Raw genomic sequence first — 17,415 nt, 5'->3', positions numbered from 1 at the left:
GCTACTGAAGCTGGGGCGAGCGCGCACAGCGACAAGGGCTCGCGGCGAAACACGACGAAAAGCGAAGCTCGGCCAGCTGAAAAGCGAGCGGCGGCGCTCCATATGAATTACCAAGATGGTTCAACGCCCCGAGGAGGGGCGCATGGGGAAGCTCTCGTCCGCTCCGATCAGGAATCGTTACGCCACGGCCCGCCGCAACGCGGATTGGACCATCGATCAGGACTGGACCAGCTATTCGGCTGAGGAGCACGACCGATGGGACCGCCTGTTCGCCCGGCAGGCGAAATTGCTGCCCGGCCGCGCCTGCGAAGCCTTCCTCGAAGCGCAGGCCAAGCTGGAGCTGTCGCGAGGCGGCGTCCCTGATTTCGCGGATCTGAGCCGACGCCTGTCGGCCTTGACCGGCTGGAGCGTCGTCGCCGTCGCAGGGCTCATTCCCGACGACGCATTCTTCGAGCATCTCGCCAACCGGCGCTTTCCCGCCGGCGCCTTCATCCGTCCCGAGACCGACTTCGATTATCTCCAGGAGCCCGACGTCTTTCACGACGTCTTCGGTCATGTCCCGCTGCTCGCCGACCCGGTCTACGCGCGCTTCCTGCAAGCCTATGGCGAAGGCGGACGCCGCGCGCTCGGACTCGGACAATTGCACAATCTCGCGCGGCTCTACTGGTACACGGTGGAGTTCGGGCTTTTGCGAACGCCCGCTGGGTTGCGGATATTCGGCGCCGGGATTCTGTCCTCGCCGGCTGAAACGCTGTTCTGTCTGGAAGATTCGTCACCTAATCGAGTGGCGTTCGACCTCGAGCGCGTCATGCGCACGAAATACATCATCAGCGACTTTCAGCAGACCTATTTCGTGATTGACAGCTTTGAGCGGCTGCTGCGCGACTGCGATCAGGACTTCGGGCCGCTTTATCAGCGCCTGCGCGCCACGCCCGACATCGAGGCGCATGAACTGAAGCCGCAGGACGGCGTCATCACGCAGGGAGACTTTGCTTATTTCCGCGCAAAGGGCTCACCGCCGCGCGCGGCGTGACGCGCTGCTCGATGGCGCCGAATATCGAGCGCCCGCCTGCATCCAGCATCTCGATGCGCACGATGTCGCCCGCCGCGAGAAATCGCGTGCGCGGCGCGCCTTCGAGCAGCGTCTCGACCACGCGCTGTTCCGCCAGACAGGAATAGCCGACGCCGCCTTGCCGAATTGGCCGTCCAGGGCCTCCGTCCGGACCCCGATTCGAGACCGTTCCCGAGCCGATGATCGTGCCCGCGCCAAGCGCGCGGGTAAACGCCGCATGCGCGACCAGCTGACCGAAATCGAAGACCATGTCGCGCCCCGCATCGGGACAGCCGAGCGGCGCGCCATTGACATAGGAGAGGAGCGGCAAGCAAAGCTTGGCCTCTCGCCAGGCGTCGCCGAGCTCGTTGGGCGTGACCGCCACCGGCGAAAAGGCTGAGGCGGGCTTCGATTGAAAAAAGCCGAAGCCCTTCGAGACTTCAGCCGGGATTAGCTCCCGCAGGCTCACGTCGTTCACGAGCATGAGAAGCTTGATGTGCTCGCGGGCGCTCAAGGCGTCGACGCCCATGGGAACGTCGTCCGTCACGATGGCGACCTCCGCCTCGAGGTCGAGCCCCTGGGTCTCGTCCCGCAACGGAATCGGGTCGCGCGGACCGAGAAATTCGTCCGAGCCGCCCTGATAGAGCAGCGGATCTGTCCAGAAGGAGGCTGGCATTTGCGCACCGCGCGCCTTGCGCACGAGCTCGACGTGATTCACATAGCTCGAGCCATCGGCCCATTGATAGGCGCGCGGCAGTGGCGCGGCGCAAGCCTGTGGATAAAAAGGAAAGCTCGGCGTGAGGCCGTTCTCCAGCGCCGTGGCGAGGGCCTCGAGCTTCGGCTCGGCGTGTGTCCAGTCGTCGAGCGCGGCTTGCAGTGTCCTAGCGACGCCTGAGGCGTCGGCGGCGCGCTCGAGATCACGCGAGACCACAATCAACCGGCCGTCGCGTCCCGCCTTCAACGATGCAAGCTTCACGGCGAACCTCCTTCGAAGGATCCGTCGAAGCGTTTCCGCAAGCCCGACCAGCAGTCGGCATAGTCTTTTTGCAGCGTCGGCAGGGTCGCAGCATAATCGGTCAAATGTTGGGGAAATCGCGTCTCGAACATGAAAGCCAGCGCGCCGCTCATCCGCTCCGGTTTTAGCTCGCTCGCACGGGCGAGCTCATAGGCCGTCGCATCCGGTCCGTGCGGGCACAAAGCATTGTGCAGAGACACGCCGCCGGGCTCGAATCCCTCGGGCTTGGCGTCGTAGCGGCCGAAGATCAGCCCCATGAATTCGCTCATGACGTTCACATGGTGCCAGGGCGGCCGAAAGCTGTGCTCCGCGACCTGCCAGCGATCTGGAAAGATCACGAAATCGACATTGGCTACGCCTGTTTCAGCCGAGGCCGAGCTGAGCACCGTGTTGATCGAGGGGTCCGGATGGTCGAAGAGCAGCGCGCCCATCGGACAAAACAAACGCAGATCATATTTGTAAGGCGCGTAGCTTCCGTGCCAAGCGACGACGTCTAGGGGCGAATAGCCGAGCGCGCAGTCGAAGAAGTCGCCTCCCCATTTGAATGTCAGCACGCCAGGCTCTTCCCGGTCCTCGAAGGCGGCGACGGGGGCGTGGAAATCACGCGCGTTGGCGAGGCCATTGGCGCCGATCGCGCCGCGATTCGGCAGCGCGAAGGGCGCGCCGTAGTTCTCGCAGAGATAACCGCGAGCCGGACCCGCGACCGTGACCTTGAACTTCACGCCGCGCGGGATGACGCAAATCTCGCCCGGCGCCGCGTGAAGCCGCCCGAACTCGGTGAAGAGGTCGAGCTCTCCCTGCTGCGGCGCGATCAGCAATTCCCCATCGGCGTTACAAAAGTAGGTGTCGTGCATGGACTGCGTCACGAAGTAGAGATGCGCCGCCATGCCGATCCGCAGATCGGCGCTGCCCGCCGTCGTGATCGTGCGAACGCCCGCGATGAAGCTCAGCTCTTCGGTAGGCATGGGGGACGGCGACCAGCGGAACGCGCCGACGCTCTGCGCCGGGGAGGAGGCAGGCGCGGTCTTCCACAAGGGTTGATCCCGTTTGGCGAAGCGACGCGCGTGCAGCACGGAAGGCCGCAAACGGTAAAGCCAGGATCGACGATTGAGTCCATGCGGCGCGGTGAAGGCCGTCCCGGAAATCTGCTCGGCGAAGAGACCATAGGGGCAACGTTGCGGCGCGTTCTGGCCTTTGGGCAAAGCGCCGGCCAAAGCTTCAGTTTCGAATTCATTGCCGAAACCCGCCATATAGGCCAGCGCTTCCGACATAGGCTTCATTCCGACGCTTGTTGCAGAACTCCGCGACGCAGCTGATCCTCTTCCATCGCCTCGAACAACGCGCGGAAATTCCCCTCGCCGAATCCATCGTCGCCCTTACGCTCGATGAACTCGAAGAAAATAGGCCCAAGCAACGCCTGCGTGAAAATCTGCAGCAGCAGGCGCGGCGGCTGGCCGGCGTGTGCGCCTTCTCCGTCTATCAGGATCCCAAGTTCTCTTAAACGCTTCACGGATTGGCCGTGCCCTGGAAGCCGGCGCTCGAGGCTGTCATAATAGGATTGAGGCGGCTCGGGAATGAATTTGAGGCCCGCCGCGCGAAGCCCGGCGACGGTTTCAAAAATATCGTGGCAGGAGCAGGCGACGTGCTGCACGCCTTCGCCACGGTAGTCGCGCAAGAACTCTTCGATCTGGCTGCTCTCGTCAGCGCTCTCATTGACGGGAATGCGTATCTTGCCGCAGGGACTTGTCATGGCGCGCGAGTGCAGTCCGGTGAATTTGCCCGTGATGTCGAAATACCGGATCTGATGGAAATTGAAGATCCTCTCGTACCAGCTCGCGACGCTGTCCAAATGACCTCGATGCACATTGTTGGTGAGGTGATCGATCGCCGTGAGGCCGACGCCGGGCGGATGCGGATCGCGTTCCCCACTCCAGCGGAAATCTATCTCCCATATCGAGCCCTTGTCGCCGTAGCGATCGACGAGATAGATCAGCGCCCCGCCAACGCCCGCAATCGCGGGGATTTCAAGCTCCATGGGGCCGACCTGCGTGACGCCGGCCTTCGCTCCTCGCTTCAGGGCAGACCGATAGGCCGCCGCCGCGTCCCGCACGCGGAAGCCCACGGCGCAGACGGAAGGGCCATGAGCCTCGGCGAACTGAGCGGCAAAACTATCCGGCTCGGCGTTGAGCACGAAGTTGATGTCGCCTTGCCGGTAGAGCGTGACATTCTTCGAGCGGTGGACGCAGACAGGAGCGAAGCCCATCAGGCTCAGAAGCGCGCCGAGCTTCTCGGGTTCCGGATGCGCGAATTCGACGAATTCGAAGCCGTCGGTTTCCAGCGGATTGTCCCCGCCGATGGCTTCAATGTGGGGCGCCGGTCCGACGCTTCCCATAGCTTGAGCCTCCTCTAATTCTCAGAAGGTCATGACAAGCAACTAGAGCAGACCGAGAAAGATTCGAGTCCGACAGGCGCGAAGGCCGCCGGGATCGCAACGCGGAAGGAGCCATGATCCTCTACGATTATTTTCGCTCTTCGGCAGCCTATCGCGTGCGGATCGCGCTCGAGCTCAAGGGACTCGAAGTCGAGCATCGGCCCGTGCATCTTCTTCGCGCCGGCGGCGAACAGCTCGAGCCTGACTATCTGGCCAAGAATCCGCAAGCGCTCGTGCCTGCGCTGGAGCTCGACGACGGGATCGTGCTGACCCAATCGCTCGCCATCATCGAATATTTGGAAAGCCTTCGCCCGACGCCGCGGTTGATCCCGCAAGATCCGGAGCTCGCGGCGAAGACCCGGGCGGTCGCCTTGGCGATCGCCTGCGACATCCATCCGCTCACCAATCTCAGGGTCGGCGGCTATCTCGCCGCCTCCTTAAATGCCTCGCCGGAATCCATCGAAGCGTGGCGACGGTTTTGGATTCTCGAGGGTCTGCAAGCGGTGGAGAAGCTGATCGCGCCAAAGCCGTTTTGCTTCTCGGCCGAGCCCACGCTCGCGGACGTGTGCCTCATCCCGCAACTTTTCGCCGCGCGCCGCTTCGCGGTTCCGCTAGACGAGCTGCCGCGCCTTCTCTCCGTCGAAGCCGCCAGTCTCGAGCTCGAGGCGTTCAAGCGCGCACACCCGGCCCGACAAGCCGACGCCGAATAGGCCGGCGGCGGCGGCCGTGCCGCCTAACCCGAAGGAAGCGAGAATCTTCATGCAGGACCTTTTCCATTTCATTGGGGGTCAGCGGGTCGCCGGAACGTCAGAACGCTTCTGCGACGGTTACGAGCCGATGAGCGGCGCGACGATCTCCCGCACGCCGCTCGCCTCGCGGGCGGAGGTTGCGGCGGCGATCGCAAGCGCCGAGGCGGCGCAGCCGGCATGGGCCGCGTTCAGCCCGCAGCGTCGCGCGCGCGTGCTGACGAAATTCGTCGAGCGGGTGACTCAAGAGGCTGACTCGCTCGCGAGCTTGCTTTCGCGGGAGCACGGCAAGACGATCGGCGACGCCCGAGGCGACATTCAGCGCGGTCTCGAAGTTGTCGAATTCGCGATCGGCGTCCCGCATTTTCTCAAGGGCGAGTACAGCGACGGCGGCGACCGAGGAATCGACCTCTACTCCATGCGCCAGCCGCTCGGCGTCGCGGCCGGCGCCACCCCGTTCAATTTCCCCGCGATGCTGCCAATGTGGATGTTCGCTCCGGCGATCGCCTGCGGCAATGCTTTCGTGCTGAAGCCGTCCGAGCGCGACGCCAGCGTGCCGTTGCGGCTCGCCGAGCTGATGATGGAAGCCGGCCTCCCCGCCGGCGTCCTCAATGTCGTGAATGGCGACAAGGAAGCCGTCGACGCCCTGCTGGATCACGCGGGGGTCAGGGCGTTCAGCTTCGTCGGCTCGACCGCGGTCGCCCAATATGTTTACGCCCGCGGCGCGGCGAGCGGAAAGCGCATGCAGTGTTTCGGCGGCGCCAAAAATCACATGATCGTCATGCCGGACGCCGATCTCGACCAGGCGGTCGAGGCGCTCGTCGGCTCGGCCTATGGCGCGGCGGGTGAGCGCTGCATGGCGATTTCCGTCGCAGTCCCGGTTGGAAACGCCGCAGCGGAAGCGCTGATCGAGCGCCTCGTCCCACGCGTGAAAACGCTCAAGATCGGTCCGTCCACGGATGCAGAGGCAGATTTCGGTCCGTTGGTGACGCAGGCGCACCTCGAGCGCGTCTGCTCTTACATCGGGCTCGGCGAGCGGGAAGGCGCCAGCCTGCTCGTCGACGGACGCAACTTCGGTCTGCAGGGATATGAGCAGGGATTCTATTTGGGCGGCTGTCTCCTCGATCGAGTCACGCGCGGAATGCGCGTCTATCAAGAGGAGATTTTCGGCCCCGTCCTCGTGGTCCTGCGCGCCGCCGACTATGCCGAAGCTTTGGCGCTCGTCAACGACCACGAATACGGTAACGGCGTCGCGATCTTCACGCGCGACGGAGGCGTCGCCCGGGATTTCGTTTCGAGAGCTCGGGTGGGAATGGTCGGCGTCAACGTCCCGATCCCCGTGCCGCTCGCCCACTACAGCTTCGGCGGCTGGAAGCGATCCTTCTTCGGCGATCTCGGCCAGCACGGGCCCGATTCGATGCGCTTCTACACCAAGACGAAGACTGTCACGTCTCGCTGGCCCACAGGCGGCACGGAGGGCGCGAGCTTCGTCATTCCGACCACGCATTAGAGCTGTCTTCGAAAAGTGCGAATTGGATTACCGATCAGGACAAGCACTCAGCATCCCGACCGGCAGCTGGTCGGCGTGCCAGGAAATTCGACGGCGCTGACGACGGTTTTTGCTTGACGCATATATATAGGAGTCCTACATTGTTGCCATGACCGCGCCTCCCCCGCCCGCTCAACAGCTCACGCGCCGCCTGCGCGACGGCCTCGATCGGATTTGCGCTGTCATGCGCGCCGATCAATGGACGATCGCGGGAGCGGCCGGGCTCAATCCCACTCAGGTCCACGCGCTCACTTTCATTGCCGGCCGGGCAGAGAAGGGCGTGCGCGTCGGCGCTATCGCCGCCCAGCTTGGCGTGACGCAGCCCACGGCGACGGATTCCATCGCAGCCTTGGTGCGAAAAGGTCTGACTACAAAAGAAGCCGATCCTGACGATCCGCGCGCCGTCAGCATCCGGATCACGCAAGGCGGGCGCGACGTCGTGCGGGGAATTGGTCTCGCCATCACGGCGACCGAACGCGCCCTCGAAATGCTCTCCCCTGCAGAGCAAAACGAGCTGCTGCTCTTGATCATCAAGACCATTCGGGCCTTGCAAGTCGCCGGAGCGATCGCGCCGCAACGCCTGTGCGTGACCTGCAAATATTTTCGCCCGCATGCGCACGAAGATCACCGCAGCCCGCATCATTGCGATTACGTCGATGCGGCCTTTGGCGTCGAGGCGCTGCGACTTGATTGCGCGGAACACGAAGCGGCGCCCGCGACGCATCAGGACGCTGCGTGGCGAAGCTTTGCGGCGGCGGACGGAGCAAAATCCGGCGAAACAGGAAGCGCGACGCCATGAGCGTCGCCGCGGAGATCGACGCGCTTGGAGAAGCGTCGATGACGGAACGGTCAACTGACGAACCTTCGTCAGGGAGCCACGAAACCAAGAGGAGCGCAACGTCATGACGAGCAAAGCTGTTTTCTATCATGCCGGCTGCCCAATCTGCGTCGACGCCGAGCGCCAGTTCGCAGAAAAGCTCGATCCAAGACAATACCAAGTGGAAATCGTCCATCTTGGCCAAGCGAAGAATCGAATCTCGGAAGCTGAAGCCGCCGGGGTCAAATCCGTTCCGGCCTTCGTCATCGACGGCCACGCCTATCACATCAATTTCGGGGCCGCTCTCGACGCCCTGAAGTAACGCGCGAACCGGAAGCCTTCGCGCGGGACGGGCGGGCCTTTCCCCGGGCCCGCCCCGGTCCGCTCAACCGCTGGCGTCACGCCAAAATGAGCGAAAGGCGCTCACCGTCTTCGCCGAGCGAAACAACGCCGGCGGCCCACCCTTCATCACGCGCGACGAACGACAAGATCAAGAAGGAGTCGAGACATGTCTCACGCAAGCCCCGTCAGCATCTCAACCGTCTGGAGATATCCGATCAAGTCCATGATGGGCGAGGAGCTCAACGCCGCCGCGATCACCGCTTCAGGCGTGCTCGGTGACAGGGCGTTCGCCCTCATCGACGAGGAAACGGGCAAGGTCGTGAGCGCGAAAAACCCTAAGAAATGGCCAGACTTCTTCTCCTATCGGGCCGCCTACGCGTCGCCCCCCGACGCCAGCGATCTGCCGCCGATCTGGATAACATTGCCCTCGGGATCTATGCTGCGCAGCGACGACGCGGATGTTAATACGAGACTGTCGGCGGCTCTGTCGCGCGCCGTCCGAATGCGGGGAACCGCCCCTCAGTCACCGAGCCTCGAACAATATTGGCCCGAACATGAGGGACAAGAAAACGAGGTCAGCCAGGAGGGCGTCGCGGGAGATGCGCCGACGGGAAGCTTTTTCGACTACGCCGCGCTGCATCTCCTGACGACCGGCACGATCGATCAATTGCGAGCGCTCTATCCGCAGGGCCGCTTCGAGGTCAGGCGCTTTCGCCCAAATATCGTGATCGACACCAACGGCGAGGAAGGCTTCGTCGAAAACGAATGGGTTGGAAAAACCGTTCGAATCGGAGCGACTGTTCGCCTGCAAATCACCGATCCTTGCCCTCGCTGCGTTATGCCCACGCTTGCACAGGGCGATCTTCCGAAAGACCTCGGCATTCTTCATAAGGGGATCATTCACAACAAGGTGCACGTGCCGTTCGCCGGCAAGGCGCTCCCCTCCATCGGCGTCTACGCCAGAGTGCTCTCGCCAGGCGTGATCCGCCGTGGCGATTTGTTGGAGGTGGAGTCTTGAGCGACCAGACTGGCGAGGCGATAAGCCGCCTTATTCGAAGAGCCCACGCTCCAGATCGACAGACGACCCGGCCGGTCGTATCGCAAGACGCCGTGAGGATCGCGGGAGCGCGCTCCCGCATCGCGCTCCGCCACATCTGTGTCAGCCTATTGTAAGGTCGGTTAGTCTAGTTTTGCAGGATCGATGGATCGCCTCGCGTGGAGTCGTGGTCGGGAGAACGCCTTCACAAATCAGTTCGGATGGACCGAGCGATTCCGTGTCCCAGCAGAACTGGGTTTGGAGAATCCCCGTCGACGCAGACCTACGTCGAACATGAGGCCATCCGACCCATGTCCGTTGAGCGGACCTCTTAGCTGAGCTCATGGCGTGGATTTATCATTCCACGAGATCGGTTGACGCATGCAGTCCTATGAAAAGCTTCTGCTCGAAAACAAAGCCTGGGCGGCAGAGAAAAAAGAGCGCGAACCCGAATTTTTCGTCCGTCTCTCGGCGGAGCAGAAGCCCGAATTTCTTTGGATCGGCTGCTCCGACAGCCGCGTCCCGGCGGACATCATTGTCAACGCCGAGCCCGGACTGATCTTCGCGCATCGCAATATCGCCAATCAGGTGATCGCCACCGATTTCAACAGTTTGAGCGTAATTCAATACGCCGTGCAGGTGCTCAAGGTGCGGCATATCATCGTTTGCGGCCATTACAACTGCGGCGGCGTGCGCGCCGCGCTGGACCGCCCCCGTGCGGATCTGTCGATGCTCAACAAATGGCTTACTCACGTCAAGGATATCTACCGCCTGCATCGTCATGAGATCGATGCGCTCGCCTCGATCGAGGCGAAAGCGGATCGTCTCGTCGAGCTCAATGTGATCGAACAGGTGCGCCATCTGTCGCACAACTCCATCGTGCAGACCGCTTGGCGCGACAACGGGCGTCCCACTTTGCACGGCTGGGTCTACGGATTCGATGACGGCGTGCTGAAACAGCTCATTACGCTGCCGCCCGGCGGCGACATCGACATCCTCTATCAACAGGTCGATGCATAGACGTCAAAAGGCGGAGGCGCGCATGCTGCACAAACATCTCAATTACTATTTCCGTTATCTCAACCACGACGTTCCGGCGGGCGTCGTCGTCTTTCTCGTCGCATTGCCACTGTGCCTAGGCATCGCGGTCGCTTCAGGCGCGCCGCCTTTCTCCGGCGTCGTCGCGGGCATTGTCGGCGGCCTCATTGTTTCGGTGTTCAGCGGCTCGCAACTCAGCGTGTCTGGCCCCGCCGCCGGCCTCACGGTAATCGTCGCGCTAGCAGCCGAGAAATATGGCTTTCGCGGCATGCTGGCGGCGACAATGCTGGCCGGGCTAATGCAACTCGCCATGGCCGTTCTGCGCGCCGGCGTGATCGGCGCCTATTTCCCCTCCGCCGTCATCAAGGGGATGCTCGCCGCTATCGGCGTCATCCTAATTATGAAGCAATTGCCCCACGCCTTAGGTTATGACGCCGATGCCGAGAGCGATCTTTCTTTCGTCGAGGATGACAGCAACGCGACCTTCTCTTTCGTGTGGGAGGCGCTGGGGTCGCTCTCGCTCGGCGCCATCGTCGTCAGCGTCGTCTCGCTCGCTATTCTGCTTTTGTGGGAAACGCCGCTTATCAAGAAGAATCGATTTCTCTCGCTGGCGCCGGCGCCGTTGATCGCGGTGCTGTTCGGCGTCGCCTATAATCTCCTGACGACTTCCGCCTTTCCGGCTTTTGCGATTCAGGCGCAGCATCTCGTCGCGCTGCCGCCAATCAGCGGGCCGGCCGACTTTATTGGCCATCTGCAATTGCCGGATTTTTCCCGCCTCAAGGACCCGGAAATTTTCGTGACGGCGGCCACGCTCGCGCTTGTTGGAAGTCTTGAAACGCTGCTCAGTCTGGAAGCCGCCGACAAGCTCGATCCCTTAAAGCGCACAGCGCCGACCAATCAGGAATTGACGGCGCAGGGCGTGGGCAATTTCGTCAGCGGCATGCTCGGCGGCCTGCCGATCACCGCGGTGATCGTCCGCAGCTCCGCCAATATCAACGCCGGCGCGCACACCAAAATCGCGAGCATTGTGCATGGCGCTCTTTTGCTGCTGAGCGTGATGTTCCTGGCGCATTTTCTCAATATGATCCCGCTCGCCTGCCTCGCCGCCGTGCTCCTTCTGACCGGTTACAAGCTCGCAAAACCGCAACTGCTGATGGAGCAATATGCGAAAGGCTTCAATCAGTTTGCGCCTTTCGCCATCACCATAGCCGCGATCCTTCTCACCGATCTGCTGAAAGGCATAGCGATCGGTATGGCTGTCGGTCTCTTCTTCGTGCTGCGCGCCAATTACTTTTCAGCTTTCACGCTGACGAAGGACGGCAGGAATTATCTGCTGCGGCTACAAAAGGACTTGTCCTTCCTACACAAAGCGCCGCTGCGGGCAACGCTCGAAAGCATCGACGAAGGCAGCTATGTCGTGATCGACGGCGCGCGCGCGAGCTTCATCGATCACGACATTCTCGAAGCGCTTCAGGATTTCATCCTCGCCGCGGGCGACGACAATATCAGCGTCGAACTGAAGAATGTGCGCGGCCTCTCGGGGCAGAACGGATCGGTGAGACGTGAAGGCATCGAGAGTGTCGTGTCCTGTCCTTGAGGAAGACTCCCACTGTGCGCTGGCCGCGCAGGAGCTGGCTTGAGTGATGCCTCAGGCGATCGATGTATCATTGACGCCAAGAGGCTGGCAGGCTGCGATCACGACCGGGCCGCAGCTCTTATCGGCAATGCGCCGGCTTGTATCATTCAGCGCCGTTCCTGGTCGCGCTGCCGGATCAGCCCCTCCTGCGCGACGGAAGCGACGAGCCGGCCTTCCCTTGTGAACAAAGCCCCTCGGGTCAGCGCGCGTGCGCCCGATGCGCTCGGACTCTCCTGCGCATAAAGCAGCCATTCATCCGCGCGGAACGGCCGGTGAAACCAGAGCGCATGGTCAAGGCTCGCCACCTGCAAGGAGCGCTCGAAGATGGTGCGGCCATGGATCGCGAGCGCCGTGTTGAGCAGCGTCATATCCGAGAGATAAGCGAGCAGCGCGCGATGAAGCGCGTCGTCATCGGACAAAGGGCCCCCGATGCGGAACCAGAAATATTGCCGTACCGAGCCGGGCTTCGTCATGCCGAAGGCCGCCGCGGGATCGACGACCCGCATGTCGAGCGCTGACGGCGCCTGCAAGCGCGCAAGCACGCCCTGCGGCAAAAACGATTGCAGCCGATCTGCGAGAGCGCTCGAAGTCGGCAGGCTTTCGGGTGAAGGAACCTCCGGCATTTCGATCGCGTGATCGAAGCCCTCCTCGACGATCTGGAACGAAGCCTCGAGCGAGAAAATCGTCTGGCCGTTCTGCCGCGCGGCGCAGCGGCGCGTCGTGAAGCTCCTGCCGTCGCGCACGCGCTCGACGCTGTAATCGATGGGCGTCTTTGGATCGCCGGCGAGGATGAAATAGCCATGCAGGGAGTGAACCGGCCGGTCGGCGGGCACGGTGCGTTGCGCCGCGACGAGCGCCTGCGCGATCGCCTGACCGCCGTAGACCGCCCTCGGCGCGTTCGCAGGACTGAAGCCGCGGAACCGGTCCTCGCCAAGAGTTTCGAGATCGAGCAGCCTCAAGAGCTCGTCGAGCGAAGCGTTGATCGCCATGGAGCGATTACTCGAGCGGGCGCGCCTCATCGCTGAGCATGATGGGGATGCCGTCGCGAATCGGATAGGCGAGATGCGCCTGACGGGAAATCAGCTCCTGACGCTCCACGTCATATTCGAGCGTCGTCTTGGTCAGCGGGCAGACCAGGATTTCGAGAAGTCGCGGATCCACGCGCCTCGGTTCGGCTGTTTCAGGAGGCGTGGTCTCTTTGGAATCGTTCATTAGTTTGCTCCCCTGCGAGAGATGGCTGCCCCTGTTCGAGCGACATGAAATGGCGCCAGATCGAGAGGAGCGAATCCAATTTGCAAAAGCCTATCAACTCTTGCGAGAATTCGCTTTAGCGCGTTTCCCGCTCGAACGGTATCGTTCGAGCGATTAGGAATCGCGCCAAGTCAAAAACTTAGAGCATGTCCTGACCGGAAAACCGCTTCGCACTTTTCCGGGACATGCTCTAGCTCAGTGCGGCCTCGCCTTGACGTCCGGCGGCATTGCGCTCTGCGCCTGCGCCAGGTCGAATTGCGCCAGCGCGATCAGGATTTCCGCCCGCGTCTTGAGATCCTCCGCCTCAAGGAGCGACTGCTTCTCTCTTGCGCCAAACGGACTCATCATCGCGAGCGCATTGACGAGCGTTTCAGTCGGAGCGGCGTCTATGCTCGTCCAATCGACCTCGAGTCGAGAAGAACTCGCAAAACTGCGCAACATTTCGATCATTCGAAGCCGGTCGACCGCCGCTTCGCCTGCGCCAGCTTCGAGATCGCGCGCGAAGGGCGTGAAATCCACCCTGGCCGAGCGGTAAGGCTCGTCGTTCTCGAGCTCGGCGAGGATGCGGTAGCGGCCAACTCCGCAGAGCGTGACGAGATAACGGCCGTCTCCCGTTTCAGCGAGACGTGTGAGTCGGCCAGCGCAACCGATCTCGCATAGAGGCGTCAGCGAATCGGCGCAGGGCCGCATGGCCGGCTGCACCATGCCGACGAGACGATCAGAGGCCAGCGCCGCGTCGACCATCGCAAGATAGCGCGGCTCGAAAATATTGAGCGGCAGCTCGCCGCGCGGTAGCAGCAACGCGCCGGCGAGAGGCATCAGGCGCAGCGTCTGAGGCAGCTCGTCGGTCGAAAGGTATGGCCTGTTCATCGTCATGCCGCCACCCTCACCCGCGCCGGGACCCTCTCCGCCGTGCGACGTTCTCGTCACGAAAACAGGACCGACGACAGCCTTCTGCGCGCCGCAATGGTCGCCTTGTCGGTCGGCCCCCAGGCGTCGAAGAACTGGACGAGCTGCTTGCGGGCTCCATCGTCGTTCCAAGTACGGTCGCGCCGAACAATGTCAAGAAGCTCGGCTGCGGCTTCCTCGCGCAACCCTTTCGCATTTAGAGCCAGGGCGAGGTCGAACCGCGCTTGCGCGTCCTCGGGAGAGGCGAGCGTGCGGCGCCGCAGCTCCTCCACCTCGCCCAACGCGCTTGCCTGACGGGCGTTTTCGAGCGCGGCGACGGCGGCGGCGATCGCTGCGTCCCGGCGCAAGCTTTCCGGGGCGGAGGAGAGAAGCGCTTCAGCCTCGTCGAGCCGCTCAGATTCAGTCAAAAGCCGACAGAGTTCAGCGACCGCCCGCGCTGTCGGCGCCTCCTGCTCAAGAAGTGAGCGCAACAGCGCCTCCGCGCCGGCGAGATCGCCTTCCGCTTGCAATTGCTCAAGCTGGCGGAAAGCGTCCACGTCGGCGGCGATCGGACCCACAAGCCGCTCCAGAAAGCCCCGGATCTCCCGCTCGGAAATGGCGCCGACGAAGCCGTCCGTCGCGCGGCCGCGGTCGAAGACGATCACCGCCGGCACGGCCTTCACGCCAAGCTGAGCGGCGATCGCCGGCTCCGTGGCGACATTCAGCCGCACATGCGCCACCTTGCCTTCCGTCGCGGCGACGAGGCGCGCCAGGCTACGCCCCAACGCGGCGCAAGGCGCGGCGTTCGGCGCGTAAAATTCGACGACCACGAGGCGGCGCAGCGACGCTTCTAAAACATCCGCGCGCAGGCTCGCGCTCGTCGCCTCCTTGGGCGCCGCTCCACTCGGCGAGGGCGTGAAACTATCAGAATTCATTGAAGGGACTCCCGCAACGCGCCGGTTGGCGTCAAAGGCGCAAAAAGGTCAAATAAACGGGTTTCCGTCCTTCCGCTATCGCCTTGCGCTCATATTTGGTCGACGTCCATCCCTCCCAGGGCTGTGTCCAATCCAGGGAGCAACTCGCGCGCCAGGAGAAGGCCGGGTGTGTGCGAAGGCGGGCGAGCGTCCAGGCGGCGTAATCGTCGATATCGGTCGCGAATCGTAATTCACTGCCTCGGCGCATCGCGCGCGCGAGGAGATCGAGAGTCTCACGATTGACGAAGCGACGCTTGCGCTGGCGTCGCTTCGGCCAAGGATCGGGGTAAAAGAGGTAGACGCGAGAGAGGCTCGCTTCCGGAAGCCAGTCGAGAACGAGCGCCGCGTCCCCTCGATGGAGTCTGATATTTCGGACGCCCGCCGGCTCGATCGCCGCGAGCAGCTTCGCGACCCCGTTGACGAAGGGCTCGCAGCCGATAAACCCGACATCAGGCTCCCGGATCGCCGCCTCGATCAGGTGCTCGCCGCCGCCGAAACCGATCTCGAGCCGCAACTCTTTCGACGCCGGGAAGAGCGAGGCGGGCTCGAAGGGGCTTTCGAGATCGAGAGAAAGCCGAGGCAGCAGTGTTTCGACAAGCTCGGCCTGGTGGCGGCGCAGGGCCTTGCCTTTCGAGCGGCCGTGCAGCCGGCGGTGCGGGAGGGCTTCGTTCATTCCGGGCGAATAGCAGGCAAGCCCAGGCGGGGGAAGCTCTCCCCGGCTCATCTGCGCTGTGAAGCGCGTGTGTCGCCCTTGCGCTTGTCAGAAACTTCAAACTAAAGGACTATGGCGCTGCCGCGGAAGCCATTGGGTGGCGATTCCCAAATTTCTATTGCGCGCAAAGGCGAGAGACATGTTCGCATCGAAGATCTACCGAGTGATCCTCTTCCTCGCCTTGCCGCTCGTCATGCTCGCGTCTTCGGCGGCTGCCCGCCCGCTGCAAATCCTGGTTTTTGGCGACAGCCTCAGCTCGGGGTTCGAACTGCAGGAGGGGCAGGATTTCGCCACTGTTCTGAAACACAAGCTGCTCGCGGACGGCCACGACGTTATCGTCTGGAATGACTCCGGCCCCGGCGACACGACTGCCGATGGTCTTGCCCGCATCGATATGGCGCTTGAACGTCATCCCGACCTCGTCATTTTGGAGTTGGGCGCCAACGACATGCTGGACCAGGTCGATCCGAAGGTGACCTATCAAAACCTTGACGCCATTATCTCGAAATTCGAGGCGCAAGGCGCGCGCGTGCTCCTTGCAGGCATGTTTTCGTTACCAAAGAACGGTCCCTATTATGTCGTCGGCTTCAACAATATCTTCCCGAACGTTGCGCGGGCGCATCACCTCCCCTTGTACCCGTTTTTCCTGCAGGGCGTGTACGGCCATCCTGCGCTGATGTTGAGCGATAACAAGCATCCGAACGCCTTGGGCGTCGCGCGGGTCGTCGCCGGAATAGCGCCGCTCGTCGAGCACGTCTTGAACTCCATGGCGCCGCACGGGACCGCCACGCTCATCCGTCATCGGGCACATTAGAGTCCTCTCAGCAGTGTTGGGCTCGAGACGCCGCCCAAGCTTTCTGCTCGCGTCTGAAGACTGAGCCGCAGCTCGACCGACTTGGGTGGAAAAACAAGCACGCCCTCGGGGAGGGGAACCCCTTATCTCGGCGCCGGTACTTTTCCGCAGTTGGCGCTCCGTCCATTTGCCCTTGTTTATTGCCGCACAAACGGTGCACCACGGGGCAATCCCATGAAAAACACAATCAGGACAGGCGTAACGCTCGCGGCTCTGATCTCTGCGGCCGCGCTCGCCAACGCGCAAACAGCGCAAACAGATAGATCTGGGCGACACAGCAGCCCGATCTATTCCCAAGCGCCCGAACAAGCTCGAACGAAAGAAACCCAGCCTCCGCAGCAAGGCGCAGCCGCTGAGCAGGGAGCCGGTTCCGCCGCGCAGCGAGGGGCGGAACAATCAGACGCTCGATCGGGCTTGAAGGATGGCGCGGGACAGACGGGGAATGCGAGCGAGCAGCGCGCAACCGAGGGCCAAACGCCGAACCAGCAGACGGGGCGTATCGGCCAGAGTGAAAACGGGGCCGGACCCACAGAGCAAAGCAAGCCCGCTGGGCAGCAGATTCAACCCGGTCAACGCGCGTCGCAGCGTCCCAATGCGCAGCAGCTTGGCGCGCAAGGGCGCGCTGGCGCGCGGCAAGGTGCGGCAACGCCTGCGCAAACCGGCGCGCAGGCGACACGACAACAGCCATTGCAAGGTCAGGCGCGAGCACAAGGGGCGGCGATATCCCCCGACCAGCAGGCCAGGATCCGCGACACGGTCAGGAATGACCATGCAGCTCGCATCGATCACGCCGACTTCGGGCTAAATGTCGGGGCGGTCGTCCCCCGCAGCGAGCGTCTGGCTGTCTTGCCGTCGAACGTGGTGGCGATCGTCCCGCGATACAGGGGCTATAAGTTCGTCATCGTCGAGGACGACATCGTCATCGTCGATCCGCGCACCTATCGCGTCGCCGCGGTCATCCCCGAAACAGGGGAACCTGGCGTCGCGCCAGGCATTGTGGCGCCCCGCGCCGGCGGTCCCTGCGGCTGAGCCGATCAACCGAGAGGGGCGCGTCGCTTGGCGCGCCCCGCGTTGTC

Annotated in this window: 18 protein-coding genes; 10 read left to right on the top strand and 8 right to left on the bottom strand. The window is 62.9% G+C overall.

Annotated features, from left to right (window positions below):
- Nucleotides 1-142 precede the first annotated feature (142 nt).
- A complete protein-coding gene (phhA, locus tag QMG80_RS09085; RefSeq protein ID WP_085772523.1) occupies nucleotides 143-1,033 on the top strand; it encodes a phenylalanine 4-monooxygenase in 891 nt (296 codons plus the stop codon).
- Here the strand turns inward: phhA and QMG80_RS09080 are convergent.
- The 3 genes from QMG80_RS09080 to hppD are packed head-to-tail and all read right to left on the bottom strand — an operon-like array spanning nucleotide 975 to nucleotide 4,458.
- Nucleotides 975-2,027, bottom strand: coding sequence for a fumarylacetoacetate hydrolase family protein (locus tag QMG80_RS09080; protein ID WP_085772522.1), 1,053 nt, complete (start codon nucleotides 2,025-2,027; stop codon nucleotides 975-977). The genes phhA and QMG80_RS09080 overlap by 59 nt on opposite strands.
- The gene (gene hmgA / locus QMG80_RS09075; protein ID WP_085772521.1) at nucleotides 2,024-3,337 is read right to left on the bottom strand and encodes a homogentisate 1,2-dioxygenase; all 1,314 of its coding nucleotides are present in this window, start codon (nucleotides 3,335-3,337) and stop codon (nucleotides 2,024-2,026) included. The genes QMG80_RS09080 and hmgA overlap by 4 nt, the downstream gene beginning before the upstream one ends.
- A gap of 5 nt (nucleotides 3,338-3,342) precedes the next feature.
- Nucleotides 3,343-4,458, bottom strand: coding sequence for a 4-hydroxyphenylpyruvate dioxygenase (gene hppD, locus QMG80_RS09070; RefSeq protein ID WP_085772520.1), 1,116 nt, complete (start codon nucleotides 4,456-4,458; stop codon nucleotides 3,343-3,345).
- A gap of 113 nt (nucleotides 4,459-4,571) precedes the next feature.
- On the opposite strand from hppD, the gene maiA reads away from it, so the two are divergent.
- The 7 genes from maiA (at nucleotide 4,572) to QMG80_RS09035 (ending at nucleotide 11,622) form a co-directional block, all read left to right on the top strand.
- Entirely contained in the window at nucleotides 4,572-5,207 is a 636-nt protein-coding gene (maiA, locus tag QMG80_RS09065) for a maleylacetoacetate isomerase (protein WP_085772519.1), read from the top strand.
- Between the two features lie 49 nt (nucleotides 5,208-5,256).
- Nucleotides 5,257-6,753: a CoA-acylating methylmalonate-semialdehyde dehydrogenase gene (locus tag QMG80_RS09060; RefSeq protein ID WP_085772518.1), complete on the top strand. Its 1,497-nt coding sequence runs from the start codon at nucleotides 5,257-5,259 to the stop codon at nucleotides 6,751-6,753.
- Between the two features lie 148 nt (nucleotides 6,754-6,901).
- Nucleotides 6,902-7,591 (top strand): MarR family winged helix-turn-helix transcriptional regulator, encoded by a 690-nt coding sequence (locus tag QMG80_RS09055; protein WP_245299955.1) that lies wholly within the window; start codon nucleotides 6,902-6,904, stop codon nucleotides 7,589-7,591.
- Nucleotides 7,592-7,694: 103 nt separating this feature from the next.
- The gene (locus QMG80_RS09050; RefSeq protein WP_085772517.1) at nucleotides 7,695-7,931 is read left to right on the top strand and encodes a thioredoxin domain-containing protein; all 237 of its coding nucleotides are present in this window, start codon (nucleotides 7,695-7,697) and stop codon (nucleotides 7,929-7,931) included.
- Between the two features lie 186 nt (nucleotides 7,932-8,117).
- Nucleotides 8,118-8,969, top strand: coding sequence for an MOSC domain-containing protein (locus tag QMG80_RS09045; protein WP_085772516.1), 852 nt, complete (start codon nucleotides 8,118-8,120; stop codon nucleotides 8,967-8,969).
- A gap of 399 nt (nucleotides 8,970-9,368) precedes the next feature.
- Nucleotides 9,369-10,007 carry a carbonic anhydrase gene (locus QMG80_RS09040; RefSeq protein ID WP_085772515.1) on the top strand — a complete coding sequence of 213 codons (639 nt, stop codon included), beginning with the start codon at nucleotides 9,369-9,371 and terminating at the stop codon, nucleotides 10,005-10,007.
- Nucleotides 10,008-10,029: 22 nt separating this feature from the next.
- Nucleotides 10,030-11,622 carry a SulP family inorganic anion transporter gene (locus QMG80_RS09035; protein WP_085773779.1) on the top strand — a complete coding sequence of 531 codons (1,593 nt, stop codon included), beginning with the start codon at nucleotides 10,030-10,032 and terminating at the stop codon, nucleotides 11,620-11,622.
- A 146-nt stretch (nucleotides 11,623-11,768) separates the two neighbouring features.
- Here the strand turns inward: QMG80_RS09035 and tesB are convergent, their stop codons facing one another.
- The 5 genes from tesB to trmB all read right to left on the bottom strand — a co-directional run bounded on the left by tesB (nucleotide 11,769) and on the right by trmB (nucleotide 15,447).
- Complete coding sequence (tesB, locus tag QMG80_RS09030; RefSeq protein ID WP_085772514.1) at nucleotides 11,769-12,650, bottom strand: acyl-CoA thioesterase II; 882 nt, start codon at nucleotides 12,648-12,650, stop codon at nucleotides 11,769-11,771.
- 7 nt (nucleotides 12,651-12,657) lie between these two features.
- Nucleotides 12,658-12,873 carry a Trm112 family protein gene (locus QMG80_RS09025; RefSeq protein WP_085772513.1) on the bottom strand — a complete coding sequence of 72 codons (216 nt, stop codon included), beginning with the start codon at nucleotides 12,871-12,873 and terminating at the stop codon, nucleotides 12,658-12,660.
- 234 nt (nucleotides 12,874-13,107) lie between these two features.
- Nucleotides 13,108-13,788: an LON peptidase substrate-binding domain-containing protein gene (locus QMG80_RS09020; protein WP_085772512.1), complete on the bottom strand. Its 681-nt coding sequence runs from the start codon at nucleotides 13,786-13,788 to the stop codon at nucleotides 13,108-13,110.
- A 50-nt stretch (nucleotides 13,789-13,838) separates the two neighbouring features.
- Complete coding sequence (locus QMG80_RS09015; protein ID WP_085772511.1) at nucleotides 13,839-14,735, bottom strand: tetratricopeptide repeat protein; 897 nt, start codon at nucleotides 14,733-14,735, stop codon at nucleotides 13,839-13,841.
- A 31-nt stretch (nucleotides 14,736-14,766) separates the two neighbouring features.
- On the bottom strand, nucleotides 14,767-15,447 hold the full coding sequence (gene trmB / locus QMG80_RS09010; protein ID WP_085773778.1) for a tRNA (guanosine(46)-N7)-methyltransferase TrmB: 681 nt from the start codon (nucleotides 15,445-15,447) through the stop codon (nucleotides 14,767-14,769).
- 178 nt (nucleotides 15,448-15,625) lie between these two features.
- Between trmB and QMG80_RS09005 the strand changes: the two genes are divergently transcribed.
- Nucleotides 15,626-16,300, top strand: a complete 675-nt coding sequence (locus QMG80_RS09005; RefSeq protein WP_085773777.1) for an arylesterase — start codon at nucleotides 15,626-15,628, stop codon at nucleotides 16,298-16,300.
- A gap of 453 nt (nucleotides 16,301-16,753) precedes the next feature.
- A complete protein-coding gene (locus tag QMG80_RS09000; RefSeq protein ID WP_158658820.1) occupies nucleotides 16,754-17,368 on the top strand; it encodes a DUF1236 domain-containing protein in 615 nt (204 codons plus the stop codon).
- Nucleotides 17,369-17,415: the final 47 nt, after the last annotated feature.

It is taken from the genome of Methylocystis bryophila (genome assembly GCF_027925445.1).
GTDB lineage: Bacteria > Pseudomonadota > Alphaproteobacteria > Rhizobiales > Beijerinckiaceae > Methylocystis > Methylocystis bryophila.
This window is presented reverse-complemented; position numbering and strand designations above follow the sequence as displayed.

Bases quoted from the DNA above. Each gene is read 5' to 3' on its own strand.
- QMG80_RS09025 (WP_085772513.1), bottom strand. From the start codon at position 12,873: ATGAACGATTCCAAAGAGACCACGCCTCCTGAAACAGCCGAACCGAGG.
- tesB (WP_085772514.1), bottom strand. From the start codon at position 12,650: ATGGCGATCAACGCTTCGCTCGACGAGCTCTTGAGGCTGCTCGATCTC.
- QMG80_RS09020 (WP_085772512.1), bottom strand. From the start codon at position 13,788: ATGACGATGAACAGGCCATACCTTTCGACCGACGAGCTGCCTCAGACG.
- phhA (WP_085772523.1), top strand. From the start codon at position 143: ATGGGGAAGCTCTCGTCCGCTCCGATCAGGAATCGTTACGCCACGGCC.
- QMG80_RS09060 (WP_085772518.1), top strand. From the start codon at position 5,257: ATGCAGGACCTTTTCCATTTCATTGGGGGTCAGCGGGTCGCCGGAACG.
- trmB (WP_085773778.1), bottom strand. From the start codon at position 15,447: ATGAACGAAGCCCTCCCGCACCGCCGGCTGCACGGCCGCTCGAAAGGC.
- hmgA (WP_085772521.1), bottom strand. From the start codon at position 3,337: ATGTCGGAAGCGCTGGCCTATATGGCGGGTTTCGGCAATGAATTCGAA.
- QMG80_RS09040 (WP_085772515.1), top strand. From the start codon at position 9,369: ATGCAGTCCTATGAAAAGCTTCTGCTCGAAAACAAAGCCTGGGCGGCA.
- QMG80_RS09050 (WP_085772517.1), top strand. From the start codon at position 7,695: ATGACGAGCAAAGCTGTTTTCTATCATGCCGGCTGCCCAATCTGCGTC.
- QMG80_RS09015 (WP_085772511.1), bottom strand. From the start codon at position 14,735: ATGAATTCTGATAGTTTCACGCCCTCGCCGAGTGGAGCGGCGCCCAAG.
- hppD (WP_085772520.1), bottom strand. From the start codon at position 4,458: ATGGGAAGCGTCGGACCGGCGCCCCACATTGAAGCCATCGGCGGGGAC.
- QMG80_RS09045 (WP_085772516.1), top strand. From the start codon at position 8,118: ATGTCTCACGCAAGCCCCGTCAGCATCTCAACCGTCTGGAGATATCCG.
- QMG80_RS09035 (WP_085773779.1), top strand. From the start codon at position 10,030: ATGCTGCACAAACATCTCAATTACTATTTCCGTTATCTCAACCACGAC.
- QMG80_RS09005 (WP_085773777.1), top strand. From the start codon at position 15,626: ATGTTCGCATCGAAGATCTACCGAGTGATCCTCTTCCTCGCCTTGCCG.
- QMG80_RS09055 (WP_245299955.1), top strand. From the start codon at position 6,902: ATGACCGCGCCTCCCCCGCCCGCTCAACAGCTCACGCGCCGCCTGCGC.
- maiA (WP_085772519.1), top strand. From the start codon at position 4,572: ATGATCCTCTACGATTATTTTCGCTCTTCGGCAGCCTATCGCGTGCGG.